The sequence below is a fragment of the Pseudomonas sp. S2_F03 genome, from assembly GCF_054668335.1.
Window position 1 is genome coordinate 3,710,949 of record NZ_CP162759.1, and the last position, 19,594, is coordinate 3,730,542.

Annotated in this window: 15 protein-coding genes and 4 pseudogenes; 8 read left to right on the top strand and 11 right to left on the bottom strand. The window is 60.9% G+C overall.

Features of this window, described 5'->3' with window-relative positions; genetic code table 11:
• Position 1: 1 nt before the first annotated feature.
• Positions 2–1,353 (bottom strand): annotated as a pseudogene (locus tag AB4N76_RS17330) (3-oxoacyl-ACP reductase).
• 187 nt (positions 1,354–1,540) lie between these two features.
• Between AB4N76_RS17330 and AB4N76_RS17335 the strand changes: the two are divergent.
• Together AB4N76_RS17335 and AB4N76_RS17340 are read left to right on the top strand one after the other, a co-directional pair.
• Positions 1,541–2,818: an acetyl-CoA C-acetyltransferase gene (locus AB4N76_RS17335; RefSeq protein ID WP_077432425.1), complete on the top strand. Its 1,278-nt coding sequence runs from the start codon at positions 1,541–1,543 to the stop codon at positions 2,816–2,818.
• A 101-nt stretch (positions 2,819–2,919) separates the two neighbouring features.
• A pseudogene (locus AB4N76_RS17340) lies at positions 2,920–3,710 on the top strand (AraC family transcriptional regulator).
• A 123-nt stretch (positions 3,711–3,833) separates the two neighbouring features.
• Here the strand turns inward: AB4N76_RS17340 and AB4N76_RS17345 are convergent.
• Entirely contained in the window at positions 3,834–4,601 is a 768-nt protein-coding gene (locus tag AB4N76_RS17345) for a methyl-accepting chemotaxis protein (RefSeq protein ID WP_371916749.1), read from the bottom strand.
• Positions 4,565–5,779 carry a cache domain-containing protein gene (locus AB4N76_RS17350; protein ID WP_460163289.1) on the bottom strand — a complete coding sequence of 405 codons (1,215 nt, stop codon included), beginning with the start codon at positions 5,777–5,779 and terminating at the stop codon, positions 4,565–4,567. Before AB4N76_RS17350 ends, AB4N76_RS17345 begins: the two co-directional genes overlap by 37 nt.
• A 443-nt stretch (positions 5,780–6,222) precedes the next feature.
• Between AB4N76_RS17350 and AB4N76_RS17355 the strand changes: the two are divergent.
• Positions 6,223–7,115 (top strand): annotated as a pseudogene (locus AB4N76_RS17355) (PA4780 family RIO1-like protein kinase).
• Between the two features lie 216 nt (positions 7,116–7,331).
• Positions 7,332–8,550, top strand: a pseudogene (locus AB4N76_RS17360) (MFS transporter).
• On the opposite strand, the gene cueR reads toward AB4N76_RS17360, so the two are convergent.
• The 3 genes from cueR to AB4N76_RS17375 form a co-directional block, all read right to left on the bottom strand.
• A complete protein-coding gene (gene cueR, locus AB4N76_RS17365) occupies positions 8,504–8,917 on the bottom strand; it encodes a Cu(I)-responsive transcriptional regulator (protein WP_046032970.1) in 414 nt (137 codons plus the stop codon). The pseudogene AB4N76_RS17360 and the gene cueR overlap by 47 nt on opposite strands.
• On the bottom strand, positions 8,914–11,307 hold the full coding sequence (locus AB4N76_RS17370) for a heavy metal translocating P-type ATPase (protein WP_460163290.1): 2,394 nt from the start codon (positions 11,305–11,307) through the stop codon (positions 8,914–8,916). The genes cueR and AB4N76_RS17370 overlap by 4 nt, the downstream gene beginning before the upstream one ends.
• Positions 11,308–11,505: 198 nt before the next feature.
• Positions 11,506–11,889: a hypothetical protein gene (locus AB4N76_RS17375; protein ID WP_046032968.1), complete on the bottom strand. Its 384-nt coding sequence runs from the start codon at positions 11,887–11,889 to the stop codon at positions 11,506–11,508.
• A 147-nt stretch (positions 11,890–12,036) separates the two neighbouring features.
• Here AB4N76_RS17375 and AB4N76_RS17380 point away from each other — a divergent pair, with 147 nt between their 5' ends.
• A complete protein-coding gene (locus AB4N76_RS17380) occupies positions 12,037–12,234 on the top strand; it encodes a cation transporter (protein WP_046032967.1) in 198 nt (65 codons plus the stop codon).
• Positions 12,235–12,342: 108 nt separating this feature from the next.
• A complete protein-coding gene (locus AB4N76_RS17385; RefSeq protein WP_077432429.1) occupies positions 12,343–13,539 on the top strand; it encodes a multidrug effflux MFS transporter in 1,197 nt (398 codons plus the stop codon).
• A gap of 8 nt (positions 13,540–13,547) precedes the next feature.
• Here AB4N76_RS17385 and AB4N76_RS17390 read toward each other — a convergent pair whose 3' ends face one another.
• The 3 genes from AB4N76_RS17390 to AB4N76_RS17400 form a co-directional block, all read right to left on the bottom strand.
• Entirely contained in the window at positions 13,548–13,718 is a 171-nt protein-coding gene (locus AB4N76_RS17390) for a hypothetical protein (protein WP_175649049.1), read from the bottom strand.
• Between the two features lie 150 nt (positions 13,719–13,868).
• Positions 13,869–14,882, bottom strand: a complete 1,014-nt coding sequence (locus AB4N76_RS17395; RefSeq protein ID WP_046032965.1) for a zinc-binding alcohol dehydrogenase family protein — start codon at positions 14,880–14,882, stop codon at positions 13,869–13,871.
• Positions 14,883–15,109: 227 nt separating this feature from the next.
• Positions 15,110–15,403, bottom strand: a complete 294-nt coding sequence (locus tag AB4N76_RS17400) for a putative quinol monooxygenase (protein ID WP_046032964.1) — start codon at positions 15,401–15,403, stop codon at positions 15,110–15,112.
• Between the two features lie 118 nt (positions 15,404–15,521).
• Here AB4N76_RS17400 and AB4N76_RS17405 point away from each other — a divergent pair, with 118 nt between their 5' ends.
• Both AB4N76_RS17405 and AB4N76_RS17410 read left to right on the top strand, forming a co-directional pair.
• Positions 15,522–16,451 (top strand): LysR family transcriptional regulator, encoded by a 930-nt coding sequence (locus AB4N76_RS17405; RefSeq protein ID WP_046032963.1) that lies wholly within the window; start codon positions 15,522–15,524, stop codon positions 16,449–16,451.
• Positions 16,452–16,768: 317 nt separating this feature from the next.
• Positions 16,769–17,503 (top strand): ArsR/SmtB family transcription factor, encoded by a 735-nt coding sequence (locus tag AB4N76_RS17410; protein ID WP_046032962.1) that lies wholly within the window; start codon positions 16,769–16,771, stop codon positions 17,501–17,503.
• 33 nt (positions 17,504–17,536) lie between these two features.
• Here the strand turns inward: AB4N76_RS17410 and AB4N76_RS17415 are convergent, their stop codons facing one another.
• Entirely contained in the window at positions 17,537–18,490 is a 954-nt protein-coding gene (locus AB4N76_RS17415; protein ID WP_046032961.1) for an adenosine deaminase, read from the bottom strand.
• A gap of 82 nt (positions 18,491–18,572) precedes the next feature.
• Complete coding sequence (locus tag AB4N76_RS17420) at positions 18,573–19,538, bottom strand: 2-oxoglutarate and iron-dependent oxygenase domain-containing protein (RefSeq protein ID WP_460163291.1); 966 nt, start codon at positions 19,536–19,538, stop codon at positions 18,573–18,575.
• Positions 19,539–19,594: the final 56 nt, after the last annotated feature.

Consider the following 19,594-nt stretch of genomic DNA (forward strand, 5'->3'; position numbering starts at 1 on the left):
ACTAGGCCCCCAAAACACTTTGTCCACAGACCCGCAGTGCTTGCCCGGTAAACGCACCCGTCCCCGGTTGCGCCAACCATGCCACGGCTTCGGCGACGTCCTGCGGCAAGCCGCCCTGGCCGAGTGAACTCATGCGTCGGCCGGCTTCGCGCAAGCCGAATGGAATGTGCGCGGTCATTTGCGTTTCAATAAATCCTGGCGCCACGGCATTGATGCTGATGCCGCGTTGACCCAGCAACGGCGCCCAGGCTTGAGCCAGGCCGATCAGCCCGGCTTTGCTGGCAGCGTAATTGGTTTGCCCGCGATTGCCGGCGATGCCACTGATGGAGGCTAGCAAAATCACGCGACCGTTGTCGTGCAGGGTGGCGCTGTCGAGCAGGGCCTTGGTCAGCACCTGCGGCGCATTGAGGTTGACGGCCAACACCGCGTCCCAGAATTCCGGCGTCATGTTGGCCAGGGTTTTGTCCCGGGTGATACCGGCGTTGTGCACCACGATGTCGACCCCGTCGGGCAAGTGTTCGATCAACTGCGCGGCAGCGTCTTCGGCGCAAATATCCAGGGTGATGCTGCGCCCGGCAAGCCGTGCGGCGAGCGCCTCGAGATCGGTTTTGGCCGGTGGTACGTCCAGCAGAATCACCTCGGCGCCATCACGGGCCAGGGTTTCGGCGATGGACGCGCCGATGCCGCGCGCCGCGCCGGTCACCAACGCCTTGCGCCCTGCCAGCGGCCGCGTCCAGTCCTGAACGGGCGTGTCGCAGGCTTTCAACCGAATCACTTGCCCGGACACAAACGCGCTTTTGGGCGAAAGGAAAACCGCAACGGACCTTCCAGTTGTTCCTCGGCGCCTTCACCGACATAGATCAACTGCAACGTGCCACCGCTGCGCAGTTCCTTGGCCAGAGAACGGCTGAACCCTTCCAGGGCACGCTGGGCGCTGGCGGCAAACGGGTCGCTCAAGGTCTCTGGCGCGCGCCCCAGAATGACCAGGTGCGCGCTGTGGTCGAGGTTTTTCATCAAGGGCTGGAAGAACTCGCGCAACTGTTTGAGTTGATCGGTCTGCACCAGATGACTGGCGTCGAAGACCACCGCTTTGAGTTTCGGGCCGTGACCGGGAATCCACGCGGTGGCCAGCGAGGGCTCGGTGCCGTAGCTGTAAATCGCGTCGGTCAGGCGATTGGCGAGCGCGCCGACTTTCTCCGCCAGCGGACCACCGCCGATCAACAACGCCCCTTCGACCGGCCGCAATCGGCCGGCCTGCCAGCGCTCCAGGCGTACCGGCGACGGCAGACCCAAGGCCCCGACCAGGCGATGGCCGATGGACGAATTGGCGAAGTCGATATAACGGTCAGACATGGAACGTGCTCCGGCGGCTGGGGTTCAAAGTGTGGACCACGATTGGCAATCAGTCGTTCGATCCACGAGATAAGGCCTACGCTTGAACATTGCAGAGTAGTTGAACCTGGGTTCTGCAGGACTTGCGGGGGAATGCAGAGCCTGTGGGTTCAGGTTTGATGTTCGAATATTTCACAAGGAGCTTTTCATGACTCAGCTGCGCCGCGTCGCGATTATCGGCGGTAACCGAATTCCTTTCGCTCGCTCCAACGGGGCGTATGCCACTGCCAGTAACCAGGCGATGCTCACCGCAGCGCTCGAAGGCTTGATCGAACGCTTCAACCTGCACGGCCTGCGCTTGGGCGAAGTGGTCGCGGGGGCCGTGCTCAAACTGTCGCGGGATATGAACCTGACCCGCGAGTGCGTGCTCGGTTCGCGGCTGTCGCCGGAAACGCCGGCCTACGACATCCAGCAAGCGTGCGGCACCGGGCTGGAAGCGGCGTTGCTGGTGGCGAACAAGATCGCCCTGGGGCAGATCGATTGCGGCATTGCCGGCGGCGTCGATACCACCTCGGATGCGCCAATCAGTGTCAGTGAAGGCCTGCGCCGGATCCTGCTGCAAGCCAATCGCGCCAAGACCACCGCCGACAAACTGAAAACATTCCTGCAATTACGGCCCCGGCATCTCATTCCCGAGTTCCCGCGCAATGGCGAACCCCGCACCGGTTTGTCCATGGGGCAACATTGCGAGCTGATGGCGCAGACCTGGAACATCCCCCGCGAAGAACAGGATCAACTGGCGCTGCAAAGCCACCGCAACCTGACCGCCGCCTACGCCGAGGGCTGGCACAACGACCTGATGACGCCGTTCCTCGGTCTGACCCGCGACAACAACTTGCGTCTGGACCTGACCCTGGAACAACTCGCCAAGCTGAAACCGGCCTTCGAGAAAAGCGCCAAGGGCACGATGACCGCCGGCAACTCGACGCCACTCACAGACGGTGCCTCGCTGGTGCTGTTGGGCAGTGAAGAATGGGCCAGGGCGCGTGGCTTGCCGATCCTTGCTTATCTGCGTGATGGGGAAGCAGCGGCGGTGGATTTCGTCAACGGTGCCGAAGGCCTGTTGATGGCGCCGTTGTACGCGGTGCCACGTTTGCTGGCGCGCAATGGCCTGACCTTGCAAGACTTCGATTACTACGAAATCCACGAAGCCTTCGCCGCACAGGTGCTCTGCACGCTGAAGGCCTGGGAAGATCCGCAATATTGCAAAACCCGCTTGGGGCTTGATGCGCCGTTGGGCTCCATCGACCGCAGCCGCCTCAACGTCAAAGGCAGTTCACTGGCGGCCGGGCATCCGTTTGCAGCCACCGGCGGGCGTATCGTCGCCAATCTGGCGAAGTTGCTGGACGCGGCCGGTAAGGGCCGAGGCCTGATCTCGATCTGTGCGGCTGGCGGTCAAGGCGTCACCGCGATTATCGAGCGCTGAAGAACTCCTACAGGGAATCTCGGCATCAAATAGATTTGTAGGGATCTGCTACTTGGCCTAACGTCGGCTCCATCAACCCTCTTGCGATATAAGGCTAGTTGATGCCGACTAACGGACAAATTTCCCTCGAACGGACGATACCGACGCTGACGGCTCTGCCCCGTCCGCTGTTTGCCCGGGTAGAAAGCCTGAATGCCGGTTCATGGACGCCGCCGCATCGTCACGATTGGGTGCAGTTTTCCTACGCGATCAGTGGCGTGCTCGGGGTGCATACCGCCGAGGGCAGTTTTTTTGCGCCGCCGCAGTGGGGCATCTGGATTCCGGCGGACCTTGAGCATCAAGTCGTTACCTCGATGCGCGCTGAAATGCGCAGTTTGTATGTGCGCCGCAAGGATTGTGCGTGGGCGGATGGACGTTGCCGGGTGCTGGAAGTCACGCCGCTGGCGCGGGAACTGATCAAGAGTTTTTGCCTGCTGGCGGTGGAGTATCCACAGGGCGACAGCCAGGAAGCGCGGCTGGTGAGCGTGTTGCTCGATCAGTTGGCGAGTTTGCCCGAGGTGGGGTTTCCCTGCCGTTGCCCCGGCATGAACGGTTGCTGGGATTGTGCAACGAACTGATTGAAAGCCCTGAGCAAAACGTGACATTGCAGGCCTGGGCGGAGCGCTTGGGCCTGTCGGAAAAAACCCTGATGCGCCTGTTTCAGCGCGAGACCGGGTTGAGCTTTCGCGGCTGGCGACAGCGGATGCGACTGCTGTCGTCATTGAGTCTGCTGGAGGAGGGCGACAGCGTGACCAACACCGCGCTGGCATGTGGGTATGACTCGACTTCGGCGTTCATTGCCGCCTTCAAAAGCCTGTTCGGGTTTACCCCCGGCGAACTCTTCAAGCGGTAACACCACATGACCCTGTGGGAGCGGGCTTGCCCGCGATGAGGCCATGTCAGTCAACATTGATGTTGAATGTCAGTCAGCTATCGCGAGCAGGCTCACTCCTAGTGATGTGCGGTGTTTCGGGGATCAGGTTCTGAACCGTCGAACCAACCCGTCCAGCTCATTCGAAAGCCCGGCCAGGCTCTGCGAATCCAGGCGCGCGGAGTTCGCCAGTTCCGCGACCAATTGCGCATCCCCATGAATCTGGCTGATGTGGCGGTTGATGTCTTCGGCCACGTGATGCTGTTCTTCGGCCGCCGTCGCAATCTGCGTGTTCATGTCACGGATCACGTCCACCGACTCGCGAATCTGCCCGAAGCTGTTACGCGCTTCGCCGATTCGGCTCACCGACTGTTGCGACACTTCCAGGCTGGCGTGCATCTGTTGGGTCACCTGGCTGGTGCGCTTGGCGAGGTTGCCGAGCAGCCCGTCGATTTCCGCCGTGGAGTCCGCCGTGCGTTTGGCCAGCGCCCGTACTTCGTCAGCCACGACCGCGAACCCGCGACCTTGCTCGCCGGCCCGTGCCGCTTCGATGGCCGCGTTCAGCGCCAGCAGGTTGGTCTGCTCGGCGATCGAGCGAATGGTCCCCAGGATCGACTGGATATCGTTGCTGTCGCGTTCCAGCTGTTGCATCGATTGCGCCGACTGTTCGATTTCCTGGCTCAAGCGATCAACGCTGCTCACCGCCGCATCAATCTGCTGCTGACCTTCACGGGCCTGACGCTGGCCACTGTCGGCCGACTCCGCCGCCTGGCTGCAGGAGCGCGCGACTTCGTTGGCGGTGGCGACCATTTCGTGGAACGCCGTGGACACCATGTCTACGGCTTCACGCTGGCGTCCGGCGGCTTCGGCCATGTCGCTGGAAACTTGGGTCGAGCTTTGGAGGTGGCGAGAATTTTCGTCGCCGCGCCGCCGATGCTTTGAATCAGGTTGCGGATCGCCGTCAAAAACTGGTTGAACCAACTGGCCAGTTGCGCGGTTTCGTCGCTGCCACGGATTTCCAGGTTTTTGGTCAGGTCGCCTTCGCCTTGGGCGATGCCTTCCAGACCGCTGGCCACGCTGCGGATCGGGCGCACGATAACGCTGGCGAAGCTGGCACCGAGGATGGCGAAGAACACGGCCAGCACGGCGGCGATGATTGCGATCAGCCAGGTCAGTTGGGTGGCCGAGCTCATCACGTCGTTTTGCTTGATCAGGCCGATGAAGGTCCAGCCCAGTTGCTCCGACGGCCAGACGTTGGCCATGTAGCGTTCGCCGTTCAGCTCGACTTCCACCAGGCCTTTGCCGGCCTTGGCCAGTTGCGCGTAACCCTCGCCGAGGCTGTTCAGTGGCTTGAAGTTGTGCTCTGGTTGTTTCGGGTCCACCAGGACCATGCCGGTGTTTTCCAGCAGCATCAGGTAGCCGGTTTCACCCAGCTTGATCTGCTTGACGATTTCGGTGAGCTGCTTGAGCGTCACGTCGATGCTGACCACGCCGCCGTTAGTGCCCAACTTGTTGTCGATGGTACGCACGGTACTGACGTAAGTCGCGTCGTCCTGTGCCCAGTAATAGGCCTCGGTGCGAAACGGCTTGCCCGGTTTGGCCTGGGCCGCTTTGTACCACGGACGCTGGCGTGGATCGTAGTTGTTCAACTTCGCATCGTCCGGCCAGGACACATAACCGCCGGCCGCAGTGCCGAGAATGGCATAGGCGTAGGACGGATGGCTGTTGCCCAGGTCCTGGAGGAGGCTGAAGACTTTTTTGTCTGCTTCACCCTGGGGAATGCTCTCGGCGTTGGCGCTCATGTAGGTCTTGAGGCTGTCGTCGGAGTCCTTGATCAGGGGCTGTTTGGCCAGGTAGTCGACGTTCTGGCTGATGCCGTCGAAAAACAATTGCATGGCGTTGCTGACCTGACGAATCTCACGGCCACTGCCATCGACAAAACTGTCCTTGGCATCACTGCGCAAGTTCATCACAACCAGGGTGGCGACCAGCACCACGGGCACGCAGGCGATGATTGCAAACGCCCAGGTCAACTTCTGTTTGATGTTCATCCGCGCTCCAGATTTTCTTGTAGGCCCACGCAGTGCAGATGACTCGCGGAATATTGGTAGCCGAAAACGTTGTTGGTGTACTTCGGTCCCTGAAGCGTCGTCGTTTTTCTGTCAGAACGATTGTCGGACAAATTCCTTTGTCCTGAGGACTTCGGCTGCTGATGGGAGAAATTGAGTCCATATTGGAAAAATCCTACGCAGGGGTTTGCGCAAGATGTCAGCTTCTGTCGCAAATGCCTTCAAATCCCTTCGCCAACAAAGTTCGCTGGCTCAGCTATGATCTCGGCCGGTCATTGACGACCGGCGATGGATGAGCGATTAATCCGGCACATTGTGTGCTTCACGACGTTCATAGGTCGGCAACCCCTCCCCCGAACGGGTGGATTGCCGTATAACGAATGACTTTCGCGTGTTTGGTAATAAAGGACCCACAATAAAAGCTGATGAAGACTCCAAACGCATTGAACCCCTGATCGAGGACGGTCTGGTCGACGAGGTGCTGCGCCCACTCATGAGTGGTAAAGAAGCAGCTGTTTATGTGGTGCGCTGCGGCAACGAGTTACGTTGCGCGAAGGTCTACAAGGAGGCGAATAAACGCAGTTTCCGTCAGGCGGCCGAGTACCAGGAAGGCCGCAAGGTGCGCAACAGCCGTCAGGCTCGGGCGATGGCCAAGGGCTCCAAGTTCGGCAAGAAAGAAACCGAAGATGCCTGGCAGAACGCCGAAGTGGCGGCCCTGTTCCGACTGGCCGGTGCCGGTGTACGGGTGCCCAAGCCGTATGACTTCCTCGAAGGCGTACTGCTCATGGAACTGGTGGCCGATGAATACGGTGATGCCGCGCCGCGTCTGAACGATGTGGTGCTGGAGCCGGACCAGGCCCGTGAATATCACGCGTTCCTGATTTCGCAGATCGTGCTGATGCTGTGTACCGGTCTGGTGCACGGTGACCTGTCGGAGTTCAATGTGCTGTTGACCCCGGACGGCCCGGTCATCATCGACCTGCCTCAGGCGGTGGACGCTGCGGGTAACAACCATGCGTTCAACATGCTGGAGCGGGATGTTGGCAACATGGCGTCCTACTTCGGACGTTTTGCGCCGGAGTTGAAGAAGACCAAGTACGCCAAGGAAATGTGGGCGTTGTACGAAGCCGGCACCTTGCACCCGGCCAGTGTCCTCACCGGCGAGTTCGACGAGCCGGAAGAGTTGGCCGACGTGGGCGGGATCATGCGCGAAATCGAGGCCGCACGGCTGGACGAAGAGCGCAAGCAAGCGATCCGTGCTGCTGACGATGCGCCACCGAGTAAAGCCGAAGAACCGCCTCCGCCCTGGATGCAGTGATGCGCTAAACAAAAACCCGGCTTCGGCCGGGTTTTTTGTGGGTGCCATTTGTTGTAACCGCGTCGCCTCAATCGCGGGCAAGCCACGCTCCCACAAGTTTAGTGTCGGTCCCGAACGCCATGGTCGACACAAAACCTGTGGGAGCGTGGCTTGCCCGCGATGGCGTCAGACCAGACAATCCACAACAGCCATACTCCCCACACTCAAGGATTGAATGTGAACACCTCCGCCCGCAACGCCCGACTGATCATTGCCGCCCGTCTGGTTTCGGATTTCGGCGCCTTTCTCAACATGGTCGCCCTGGCCACCTACGTTTACCTGCTCAGCAACAGCGCCATGAGTGTCGGCATCTTCCTCGCCAGTCGTGTGGGCGGGGGGGATTTTCGCCAGCCTCATCAGCACCGCGTTTTATCGCCGCTGGGTCGGGCGCATGCCGCTGATCGCCTTCGACCTGCTGCGTGCAGGATTGCTCGGGTTGCTGCTGGTGCTGCCGGTCCCGCAACAAGCTTTGCTGTTGCCGTTAATCGCGTTCGGCCTTGGAGTCGGCAACTCGATGTTCGCCATCGGCCTGAACAGTCAGCTACCGCACTTGATCGATGGCGAACACCTGCTCAAGACCAATGCCTGGATCACCTCTGCCTCCTCGGCCGCGATGGTCGGCGGCAGTCTGGTGGCGGGGCTGCTGGTCGCGGCGTTTGGTTTTGAAACGGTGTTTGCGCTGAACGTGGTGACGTATCTGTTGGCCGCGTTGTTCATCCTGCCGCTGCGCTTTTCCACGCCTGCGGCCTGTGACGAACCCGTCCACCCACGGGGCGAATGGTCGGCGCTGCGCCAAGGGCTGCGCAATGCACCGGTGGTGGCCGCGATGCTCGCCGTCACCATGGCCGACACCTTGGGCAGCGCCGCGCACAACGTGGGTTTGCCAATAATTTCCAAACTGCTGACCCCAGAATCGGCCAGCACCACGCTGGGCCTGATGCTGGCGGTATGGGCCTTTGGGAAATTCATCGGTGCGCGCATTGCCAGTCGCCTGAAAGGCTCGGACAACGCCCACCTGGAGCGGCGATTTTTTCTCGGGGTGTTGCTGATGTCCTGCGGCTTCATCCTGATGTTTCAGCAGCAGACCCTGTACGGCTTGCTCCTGTTTTCCCTGCCCGCGGGGTTGGGCGACGGTTTCTCTGAGGTGGGGCTGATGTCGCGCCTGCAGCGTGAACCGGACAGCCTGCGTCTGCCGATTTTCAGCTTACTGACCCTGCTGCAAATGACCGGGTTCGGCGTCGGCATGCTGATCGCCGCGCCGTTTTACTCATGGTGGACGCCGGGGGCCGTGGTGCTGCTGTTCCACGGCATTCCGCTCACCACGTTGTTGGTGGTGAAGGGGCTGGCGATCAGGGACGAACTGGTTCGGCGCAGCAGCCCGACGCGAGATTCTTGAGGATCGGGCAGTCGGGACGATGGTCGCCCTGGCAGTGCTCAACCAGGTCTTGCAGGGTATCGCGCAGTTGGCCGAGTTCGCGGATCTTCTGGTTCAGTTCGTCGATGTGCTGACGGGCCAGGGCCTTCACATCGGCGCTGGCTCTTTGGCGGTCCTGCCAGAGGGTCAGTAACTTGCCGACCTCTTCCAGCGAAAACCCCAGGTCCCGGGAACGCTTGATGAAGGCCAGGGTGTGCAGGTCGTCGTCACCGTAAACGCGGTAGCCGCTCTCGGTACGATGGGCGGCCTTGAGCAGGCCGATGGACTCGTAGTAACGAATCATCTTCGCGCTCAGGCCGCTTTGGCGGGCTGCTTGACCGATGTTCATCGATTGTCCTCCAGGTCCTTGGGTTTCCAGGTTTTCAACAGTAACGCATTGCTCACCACGCTGACGCTCGACAATGCCATGGCCGCACCGGCCAGCACCGGGTTGAGGAAGCCGAACGCCGCCAGCGGAATGCCGATCAGGTTATAGACGAAGGCCCAGAACAGGTTCTGCCGGATCTTCGCGTAGGTCTTGCGGCTGATCTCCAGCGCCGCCGGCACCAGCCGAGGGTCACCGCGCATCAAGGTAATCCCGGCCGCGTGCATGGCCACGTCAGTGCCGCCGCCCATGGCGATGCCGATGTCCGCGGCCGCCAGGGCCGGGGCGTCGTTGATGCCATCGCCGACCATCGCGACCACGCCGGTTTGTTTCAGGGTGGCGACGGTGGCCGCTTTGTCGGCGGGCAGCACTTCGGCGTGGACGTCATTGATGCCCAGCGCCTGGGCGACAACGTTGGCACTGCCGCGATTGTCACCGGTGAGCAGGTGGCTGCTGATGTTCCTTGCGCTGAGTTGTTGCACCGCCTGCAGGGCGCCGGGTTTGAGCGTGTCGCCAAAGGCGAAGAGGCCGAGCACTTTCGATTCGGGGCTTTGTTCGATCAGCCAGGACAGCGTCCGGCCTTCGGTTTCCCAGGCGGTTGCCGAGTCAGCCAATGATCCTGCGTTTAAACCACTTTCTTCCAATAGACGACGATTGCCCAATGCCAGTCGACGACCCTCCAGCGTGCCGGCGATGCCTCGCCCCGTCAGTGATTGACTGTCACTGATATCGGCGACGATCAGTCCGCGTTCGCTGCACGCATCCAGCACAGCCTTGGCCAGCGGATGTTCGCTGCCCTGTTGCAGGGCGCCTGCCATTTGCAGCAGGGCGGCCTCGTCACCGTCGACAGCGGTCAGATGAGCAATACGCGGGGCTCCCGAGGTCAGCGTACCGGTCTTGTCGAACACCACGGCGCTGACTTCATGTGCGCGTTCCAGCGCTTCGGCATCCTTGATCAGAATCCCGTAGCGCGCCGCCACGCCGGTTCCGGCCATGATGGCGGTCGGTGTGGCCAACCCCAGCGCACATGGGCAGGCGATCACCAATACCGCGACGGCATTAATCACGGCGGTTTCAATCGGCGCGCCATACAGCCACCAACCGATGAAGGTGGCCAACGCGATCAACAGCACCGTGGGCACAAACACCTGGCTGACTTTATCCACCAGTTTCTGGATCGGAGCCTTGGCGGCCTGGGCGTCTTCGACCAGGCGAATGATTCGCGCCAGCACGGTTTCCGCCCCCAAGGCCTGGGTGCGAACCAGCAATCGACCTTCACCATTGATTGCGCCACCGGTGACCTTGTCGCCCGGTTGCTTGGGCACCGGCAGGCTTTCGCCGCTGATCAGTGCTTCGTCGGCGTGGCTCTGGCCGTCGACCACTTCGCCGTCCACCGGGAAGCGTTCACCGGGTTTGACCATGACCAGGTCGTTGAGACGCAAGGCACTGATGGCGACCTCCTGTTCGCGGCCATCGATGACCTGAATCGCCCGTTCCGGGCGCAAGGCTTCGAGGGCACGAATGGCGCTGGCGGTCTGGCGTTTGGCGCGGCTTTCCAGGTATTTGCCCAGCAGTACGAGGGCGATGACGACCGCTGAGGCTTCGAAATACAGGTGTGGCATGCGCCCGGCAGCGGTGGCCCATTCGTAGACACTCAAGCCGTATCCGGCGCTGGTGCCCAGTGCGACCAGCAAATCCATGTTGCCGGCCCCGGCGCGCACGGCTTTCCAGGCCGCGACATAAAAGCGCGCACCGAAGATGAATTGCACAGGCGTTGCCAACGCGAATTGCACCCAGGCCGGCAGCATCCAGTGCACGCCGAACGGCTGCAGCAGCATCGGCAACACCAGCGGCAAGGCGAGGACGATGGCCATGATCAACGCCCAACGCTCACGGTGCAGGCGCTGTTGTTGAGTGTCGGTTTGCGGGTGTTCGACTTCCCAGACGCTGGCGGAGTAACCCGCTTTGGTCACCGCCGCGATCAGGGTTTGCGGATCGACGTGGCCGAGCAGTTCGAGGTGGGCGCGCTCGTTGGCCAGGTTGACGCTGACGCTCTTCACGCCCGGCACCTTGGCCAGCGCACGTTCGACCCGGCCCACGCACGAGGCGCAGGTCATGCCGTCGATGCTCAGTTCCAGAGTGTGCCGGGGCACGCTGTAACCGGCCTGTTCAACCGCCGCCATCAACGCCGGCAAGCTGTCGCTGGGCGCCTGGACTCGGGCCTGTTCAGTGGCCAGGTTGACGCTGACGGCGGAGGCGCCGATGACTTTGCTCAAGGCTCGCTCGACACGCCCAGCGCAACTGGCGCACGTCATGCCGGCAATCGGCAAATCGAAAGTGGTGGATTCGGACATCGGTCACGCTCCCTGTAGTAGAGACCTACAGGATCAACCTTGCCATGTTGGCAAGGTCAAGCACCAATCTGCAAATCGCCGCAGACCAATGTGGGAGCGAGCTTGCTCGCGATGGCGGCGTATCAGTCAATATCTATGTAACTGACACACCGCCATCGCGAGCAAGCTCGCTCCCACAGGGGGGCACGTTGGATTTGCTCAGTATTCGAGAGCAGCAGGTTTGAGGTACATCCCTTCTTGCGTCATCGCAATCCGGAATTTCAATACATCGCCGGCCTTAAGATTGATGATCTGCGAACCCGGCGCGAGCATGCCCGGGTTGCAACCCGGCGCCTGGCCCGGCAGCAGCTTGAGGCGCAAGGACACATTGCCCGGCGGCAGGTTGAACGAGGTGCTTTGTTCCTGGAACAGTCGTGCGGACAGTTGATCCAGGATGTACACACCGATTTCGCAGGAGGTGGCGACTTCCAGGCGCTCGCGGGAAATGATCAGTACGCCATAGTCCTCCCCGGCGGCTTGAACCGAAGGTGTCGCGGCAAAGAGGCTGAGGAAGCCAAACAGGCTGAGAGCTGACCAGCGCATGGCTGAATCTCCTGAAGTCGAGTCATTGATGCACGCAGCTTGGCCGAGCGCGACGCCGATTGCCAGCCCGGCAGTTTGTTCAAGAACTTGACCTTGCCATGGTGGCAAGCTCGAGACTGCACGCAATCTCAACAAAGGAGCCACACCATGCAAGTGTTCAACGTTCAAGGCATGTCTTGCGGTCACTGTGTCAAAGCCATCACTCAGGCACTGCAAGCCATGGATCCGGCGGCCAGCGTGCGGGTCGATCTGGCGGCCAAGGAAGTCGGCGTTGAAAGCGCGTTGACGGTCGAGCAAGTGATCGCCGCGATCAGCGAAGAAGGCTACGAGGTCAAAGTCGCCTGACACAAGGCATTCAGTGTTTTTTAATAGTTAGCGAGCTATCGGAATGTTCAAGGCGTTCATGCAAGGCTAGACTGTCGGCCTGCTGACTCATGCCCAACTGGATGCCTGATGAACTTTCGTACCATTTTGATTCTTGGCGCCCTCAGCGCTTTCGGTCCGCTGGCGATCGACTTCTATCTGCCGGCCTTCCCGGCGATGGCACTCGCCTTCGGCACCGATGAACAACACGTTCAACTGACACTGGCGGCGTATTTCCTCGGCTTGTCGATTGGCCAACTGGCTTACGGCCCGGTGGCCGATCGTTTCGGTCGGCGCATTCCATTGCTGGCCGGGGTTGGTTTGTTCACCCTTGCGTCGCTGGCCTGTGCCTATGCACCGAGCCTGGAATGGCTGATCGGCGCACGATTTGTCCAGGCGTTGGGCGGTTGTGCGGGCATGGTGATATCCCGTGCGGTGGTCAGCGATAAATGCGATGCGGTGGGTTCGGCGAAAGTCTATTCGCAACTCATGCTGGTCATGGGCCTGGCGCCGATCCTCGCGCCGATGCTCGGCGGCTTGCTGGTCAACACCACGGGCTGGCAGTCGATTTTCCTGGCGTTGACCGGTTTCAGTGCCTTGGCTGCGCTGGCCGTGGCGCTCGGGTTGCCGGAAAGCCTGCCCGCACACATGCCGCGTCAGCCGTTGTCCGGGGCTTTTCGGCAGTACGGTCGCCTGTTGTCGGATCGGATCTTTCTCGGTCATGCCTTGACGGGCGGCATCGCCATCGCCGGCATGTTTGCCTACATCGCCGGTTCGCCGTTCGTTTTCATCAAGCTCTATGGCGTACCGGCCGAGCATTTCGGCTGGCTGTTTGGCACCAACGCGGCGGGGTTCATTCTGGTGGCGCAAGTCAACGCGCGATTGCTGGCCAAGCGGGGGCCGGCATTCTTGCTGGCGCGTGCGGTGTGGGTTTACCTGGCCGCCGGTTTGACGCTGCTCGCCGTCAGCGCCTTGCACCCCACGCAGTTGTGGCCTCTGCTGATTCCACTGTTTATTTGCATCTCCAGCCTCGGCTGCATTTTGCCCAACGCTTCGGCGTGTGCGATGAACGGGCAGGGCGCCCGCGCCGGCAGTGCGTCGGCGATGCTTGGGTGTCTGCAATTCAGCGTCGCGGCGGGTGCCGCGGCGCTGGTCGGTGTTTTACACGATGGCAGTGCCGTACCGATGGCGATGGTCATCAGCCTGTGTGGTGTTCTGGTGGTGAGCGCGGCGATGTTCACCCGGCGTTTGCAAAAGGTTCGGGCGTTGGCGCAAGCGCAGGCCTGAAGACGGGGTCAGCCAGCGGCTCGTTGCTGGCGACCGGGAATTTGATGGGGGGCGTAAAGGCGTGCTTCGAGGGTTCGGGTAAAGGCCAGAGCTTCGGCTTCGCTGCGAAATGTCACGGCATGCTGGTCCAGGCGGACCTGCCATTGAGATTTAGCCAATTCTTTTATCAGGATCTTCATTGCTGACCTCTCCTCTCGTAATAACTGCCACGTAAAGATTGTGCCGCAGAGGTTTCGATTGTAGTCCTGAATACGATCGCTATTGTGACAGGCGTCAACTCTCAGACTGACGGTGTCGTTCCTTCAGGAACGACACTGTTTCATCATGTTTCAGAACCCTTCCAGCACAATCTTGCCTTTGGCTTTGCCGCTCTCCAGCAGCGCATGGGCACGGCGCAGGTTGGCCGCGTTGATGCTGCCGAAGTGCTCGCCGACCGTGGTTTTCAACGTCCCGGCGTCGATCAGCGCGGCGATGCGGTTGAGCAACTTGTGTTGCTCGATCATGTCTGCGGTTTCGAACAGCGAGCGGGTGTACATGAACTCCCAGTGCAGTGACAGGCTCTTGCGTTTGAGCTTGGTCACGTCCAGTGACTTGGGATCATCGATCAGCGCCAGTTTGCCTTGCGGCGCCAGCGCCTCGACCAATTGATCCAGGTGCTGATCGGTCTGGGTCAGGCTGGCGACATGGGTCACGTATTCCACCCCGGCACGCTTGAGCGCTTCGCTCAACGGTTGGCTGTGATCGATCACCAGGTCCGCGCCCAACTCACGAACCCAACTCTGGGTTTGCGCTCGGGAAGCGGTGCCGATGACCTTGAGCCCGGTCAGTTGACTGGCCAGCTGTGTGAGGATCGAACCCACCCCACCCGCCGCGCCGACGATCAGCAGGCGCTGGCCTTCGTCGGTTTGGCCTTCACGCACTTGCAGGCGTTCAAAGAGCAATTCCCAGGCGGTAATCGCGGTCAGTGGCAGCGCGGCGGCTTCAGCGAAACCCAGGGTTTTCGGCATGTGGCCGACGATCCGCTCATCCACCACATGCCGTTCGCTGTTGCCGCCGGCACGGGCGATGGAGCCGGCGTAAAAGACCTTGTCGCCGGCCTTGAACAAGGTCACGTCTTTACCGACAGCCTTGACCACCCCGGCCACGTCCCAACCCAGCACCTTGGCCGCGCCGTCTTCAGGCTGGACGTTTTGGCGGACTTTGGTGTCCACCGGGTTGACCGAGATGGCTTTGACGTCCACCAACAGGTCGCGCGGGCCGGCAACCGGTTCCGGCAACTCGATGTCTTGCAGGGATTGTTCGTCGCTGATCGGCAACGAGGTGTAATAGGCGATGGCTTTCATACAGGGGTTTCCGAAAGGTAATAAAAGAAAGGGGACAGCCTGATACCGATCATTTAAGCCGAGGCGCACTCCGTAGCAGCTGGCGAAGCCTGCGTTCGGCTGCGGAGCAGTGGTAAATCCTGTACGCGCGGATTTCCTGAAACACCGCATCGTCTGATTTCACGACTGCTCCGCAGCCGAACGCAGGCTGCGCCAGCTGCTACAAAAGTGCGGATCGGCACTAGGGATCAGGCCACGGTGCGCAGGCGCTTGAGATCAAAGTGTTCGAGAAAATCGCCGGCCTTGGCCCGGAAATTCTGGATGTGGGCGCTGGCGTCATGCGCCGCCAGGGCTTCGTCGCTGCTCCACTGCTCGATCATGTAAAAGGCATGCGGATTGGCGAGGTCCTGATGCAGATCGTATTGGCCGCAACCGGCCTCAGCGCGGGTTGGTTCCAGCAGTGCACGCAGGTGCCGTTCAAGGGCGTCTTGCTGGCCGGCTTTGGCGATGAGCGTGGCAATGGCGGTAAATGGCTGGGACATGGACGACTCCGGGAGCGTAATGAATTCGATGGCACAGATGATTGGCTATTTCACAGCAAGATAAAACCCGCTAAAAGAGCAGTCTCTTTCAATATTTTTTTGATAATCGAGGCTGAAAATGCTGCGTTTCGATGACTTGCAGTTGTTCGTCCGGGCTGCCGACCTGGGGAGCCTGTCGGCGGCGGCGCGGGTGATGGACATGTCGGCGGCCGTGGCCAGCGCGGCGTTGAAGCGCATCGAACAGCAACTGGGCGCGCGGTTGCTCGCGCGTTCAACCCGCAGCCTGCGCCTGACCGCCGAAGGCGAGGGGTTCCTGGAATATGCCCGCGCCGCCCTGAGCAATCTGGACGAAGGACGCCGCTTGCTGGCCAGTGGTCAGGACCAGGTCAGCGGGATTTTGCAACTGTCCGCACCGTCGGACTTCGGTCGCAATCTGTTGTTGCCCTGGCTGGACGAGTTTCAGCGTGAGCACCCGAAACTGACCGTGCGGCTATTGCTGGGAGACCGCATTGCCGACCTGTTCCGCCAACCGGTGGACATTGCCCTGCGCTACGGCGAGCCGGAAGACTCTAGTCTGGTGGCATTGCCCATCGCCCCGCAGAACCGCCGGGTGTTGTGTGCGGCGCCCGCTTACCTGGCCAGACATGGGGAGCCCCGGCAGCTCGAGCAACTGGCTCAGCACAATTGTTTGTTGTTCATGCTCGGCAGCCGGGTCCACGATCACTGGAGTTTTCATGACGGCAAGCGCGAGGTCGGCCTGACCGTCAGTGGTGACCGTTTCAGTGACGATGCCGATGTCGTCCGGTTATGGGCCGTTGCCGGCGCGGGGATCGCCTACAAGTCCTGGCTCGATGTCGCCGCCGATGTACTCGCCGGGCGACTGAAGGTGCTGATGCCGGAGTTGCTCTGTGAGCGCGCACCTCTGAATTTGCTGTGCGCCCATCGCGCACAATTGAGTAAGCCGGTGAACCTGTTGCGGGAAATGCTTGCCAGCCGATGCGCTCAATTAGGCAGTCAATTTCCGACGATAGCGGGGATCGATCATTAGTCGCAGGCAAATAGCGAAATTTCTCTCAGCAACTATCACCACCCACGGTTTCCCACGGGCAGGAACCGGCGGTTAACGCGCTTATACTAGCGCCGCCTCATGTACGCACCGTCGATCTCGCGATGGCGAGTCCGCGTTCCAGTCGGCGCGGTACCCCGCTCAATCACCCGGCCTTCGCCCTGGCTGCGAAGCAATGGCACAGGGGAGTGGGTGAGCTTCGCCCGGCTTATGGCGGTTTCCGCGTCTTGGCCGACCACACATTACTGGTCAAGATGTCTCTGAGCAGCAGACGAAACGATTCAACAGGGAGTGAATACATGGAACATGCACCTTGCATCAGCCAGATCGCCACATTGCTGGCTGACCCAAAGCGCAGCGCAATGATGTGGGCCTTGATGGACGGCACGGCGCGGCAAACCGAAGAGCTGGCGTTGTTGGCCGGCCTGTCACCCTCTTCGGCCAGCGCACACTTGGGGCGATTGTCCGCAGGCGGTCTGTTGAGGGTTGAAATCCGTGGCCGAAAGCGATTTTTCCGCCTGGCGGCCCCCGAAGTCGGTGCAGCCATCGAGGCGTTGGCCAGCGCGACCCTGGCCAGCACGCCACAAGAAGTCCCGGATGTTTTCAAGCGCCCGAACCCCATCGCCAAACCTCAGGCCGCGCCTTCGTCACTGCTGCGGGCCAGACTGTGCGATGACCATTTGGGAGGCACCCTGGCCGCCGACCTTTACCAGCGACTGCTGGATGCAGGCTGGATCGAACAGATCGATCAGCGGGTCATGATTACTCACAAGGGCTCAACTCAACTGGCGACACGAGGTGTGTTCATCCAGGCACTGGCCCATCGCAACAGCAGGGTTGCCTGTGCCTGTCCCGACTGGAGCGAAAGACGCCCGCACATGGGCGGTTCACTGGGCGCGGCACTGTTGCAATTGTTCATGCAGTCGGGCTGGTTGAGCCTGCCCAACGACTCCCGCGCCCTGCAGGTGACCGCCGCAGGGCAGCGAGAAATCCATCGCTTCGCCAAAGAGACCGAGCTCGAAATGGCGCTGTAGAGATGCAGCAACCTCCGGTTTATGCGGTGTGGCTTATGGCTTGACCAATCTGGCGTCCAGGCTGTTTTGCGCCAGGCGCTTGGCCTGATCCTGGGTCATCCCCAAGTCGGTGTACAGCGCATGGAAGTTCTCGGTCACGTAGCCGCCGAAGTACGCCGGGTCATCGGAGTTCACGGTCACTTTCACGCCACGCTCGAGCATGTCGAGAATGTTGTGCTGGGACATGTGATCGAACACGCAGAGTTTGGTGTTCGACAACGGGCACACGGTCAGCGGGATCTGCTCGTCGATGATCCGTTGCATCAAACGCTCGTCTTCGATGGCACGCACGCCATGGTCGATGCGCTGGATTTTCAGCAGGTCGAGGGCTTCCCAGATGTACTCGGGCGGGCCTTCTTCACCGGCGTGGGCCACGGTCAGGAAGCCTTCGTGACGGGCACGGTCAAACACACGCTGGAACTTGCTGGGCGGGTGGCCCATTTCCGAACTGTCCAGGCCCACGGCCACAAACGCATCACGGAACGGCAGCGCCTGGTCGAGGGTTTTCTCGGCTGCTTCTTCGCTCAAGTGGCGCAGGAAGCTCAGGATCAAACCGCTGGTAATGCCCAGTTGTTGCTCGCCATCCTTGAGGGCCGCAGCGATGCCGTTGAGCACCACTTCGAAGGGCACGCCACGGTCGGTATGGGTTTGTGGATCGAAGAACGGTTCGGTGTGAATCACGTTCTGCGCCTTGCAGCGCAACAGGTATGCCCAGGTCAGGTCGTAGAAATCCTGAGAGGTGCGCAACACGTCGGCGCCCTGGTAATACAGGTCCAGAAACTCTTGCAGGTTGTTGAAGGCGTACGCCTTGCGCAGGGTTTCGACGTCGCTCCATGGCAGGGCGATCTTGTTGCGTTCGGCCAGGGCGAACAGCAACTCAGGCTCCAGCGAACCCTCGAGGTGCAAGTGCAATTCTGCCTTGGGCAGGGCGTTTAGCCAGTCGTACATAATCTTTTCTCATCAGGTGCAGATGGCGAGCATTCTACAGATGCCCGTGGAAACAATTAGCAAAACCTGACCAGCCGGTTGATTACACCGCTTCCTGTTCCCGTCGATAGGCGTAGGTATCGGCAAAACGCGAAAGCAGGAATTGCGCGCAGGTAGTGGCCGGGTATTTCGCCGGGTGCTGCTCATCCTGGCAACCCGGCAGGCATTCGATGGCGGTGTCGGGGTGCGGTTCGGCAAAGAACGGCATCGAATAACGGTCCACACCGAACGGGCTGATCACCCGGTGCGGCGTCGACAGATACCGGTCGTTGCTCCAGCGCGCCATCATGTCGCCGAGGTTGACCAAAAAAGTCCCTTCGATCGGCGGAGCGTCGATCCACTCGCCCTTTACGTTTCGCACTTGCAGCCCGCCGGCAGTGTCCTGATACAGCAGGGTGATGCAGCCGTAATCGGTGTGGGCGCCCGCGCCTTGTTGTTCATCGGAGCTGGCGGTGTGGCGTGGCGGGTAGTGGATCATGCGCAGCACGCTGACCGGCTCGTTGAAACGGCTATCGAAAAAATCCCGCTCGATGCCCAGCGCCAGCGTCATCGCCCGCAACAGGGTTTGCGCCAGGGATTGCATGTCGACGTATTGCTGCTCCATCAGTGATTGCCAGCCGGGCAGCGCGGGATGTCGATTGGGGCCGCGCAGCGGTTTTTCCGCCAGCACGTCGGGATGATCGGCGGGCAGGTGCAGGCCCATGTCGAACGTTTCCTTCAGGTCACCGGGTTTGCCCGGGTCGAGTTGTTCGGTGGCGATGGCACCGTAACCGCGGTGGTGGCGGGTTTGGGTGATGTCGATTTTCAGCTTTTCGGCGGTGGGTTGGGCGAAGAAGCGTTGAGCGTGGTCGAGTACGGCGGCGATGCGCGATGGGGAGATTGGGTGACCCTTGATGTAGAAGAAACCCCATTCACGGCAGGCGTGGTCGATCTCGGCAGCGACGGCTGTCCAAGCATTTTGGTCATCGCTGTAGAGCGGGGAGATATCGATGATCGGAAGACTGTTCATACAATTGTCCTGAGGAATACGCAGTCTGAAAAACACCGGAGTACCCCTGTGGGAGC

Excerpts from the sequence above, each read along its gene's own strand:
- AB4N76_RS17335 (WP_077432425.1), top strand. The coding sequence starts at position 1,541 with ATGACTCAGCTGCGCCGCGTCGCGATTATCGGCGGTAACCGAATTCCT.
- AB4N76_RS17385 (WP_077432429.1), top strand. The coding sequence starts at position 12,343 with ATGAACTTTCGTACCATTTTGATTCTTGGCGCCCTCAGCGCTTTCGGT.
- AB4N76_RS17405 (WP_046032963.1), top strand. The coding sequence starts at position 15,522 with ATGCTGCGTTTCGATGACTTGCAGTTGTTCGTCCGGGCTGCCGACCTG.
- AB4N76_RS17350 (WP_460163289.1), bottom strand. The coding sequence starts at position 5,779 with ATGAACATCAAACAGAAGTTGACCTGGGCGTTTGCAATCATCGCCTGC.
- AB4N76_RS17420 (WP_460163291.1), bottom strand. The coding sequence starts at position 19,538 with ATGAACAGTCTTCCGATCATCGATATCTCCCCGCTCTACAGCGATGAC.
- AB4N76_RS17400 (WP_046032964.1), bottom strand. The coding sequence starts at position 15,403 with ATGTCCCAGCCATTTACCGCCATTGCCACGCTCATCGCCAAAGCCGGC.
- AB4N76_RS17370 (WP_460163290.1), bottom strand. The coding sequence starts at position 11,307 with ATGTCCGAATCCACCACTTTCGATTTGCCGATTGCCGGCATGACGTGC.
- cueR (WP_046032970.1), bottom strand. The coding sequence starts at position 8,917 with ATGAACATCGGTCAAGCAGCCCGCCAAAGCGGCCTGAGCGCGAAGATG.
- AB4N76_RS17345 (WP_371916749.1), bottom strand. The coding sequence starts at position 4,601 with ATGGCCGAAGCCGCCGGACGCCAGCGTGAAGCCGTAGACATGGTGTCC.
- AB4N76_RS17395 (WP_046032965.1), bottom strand. The coding sequence starts at position 14,882 with ATGAAAGCCATCGCCTATTACACCTCGTTGCCGATCAGCGACGAACAA.
- AB4N76_RS17410 (WP_046032962.1), top strand. The coding sequence starts at position 16,769 with ATGGAACATGCACCTTGCATCAGCCAGATCGCCACATTGCTGGCTGAC.
- AB4N76_RS17415 (WP_046032961.1), bottom strand. The coding sequence starts at position 18,490 with ATGTACGACTGGCTAAACGCCCTGCCCAAGGCAGAATTGCACTTGCAC.
- AB4N76_RS17375 (WP_046032968.1), bottom strand. The coding sequence starts at position 11,889 with ATGCGCTGGTCAGCTCTCAGCCTGTTTGGCTTCCTCAGCCTCTTTGCC.
- AB4N76_RS17380 (WP_046032967.1), top strand. The coding sequence starts at position 12,037 with ATGCAAGTGTTCAACGTTCAAGGCATGTCTTGCGGTCACTGTGTCAAA.
- AB4N76_RS17390 (WP_175649049.1), bottom strand. The coding sequence starts at position 13,718 with ATGAAGATCCTGATAAAAGAATTGGCTAAATCTCAATGGCAGGTCCGC.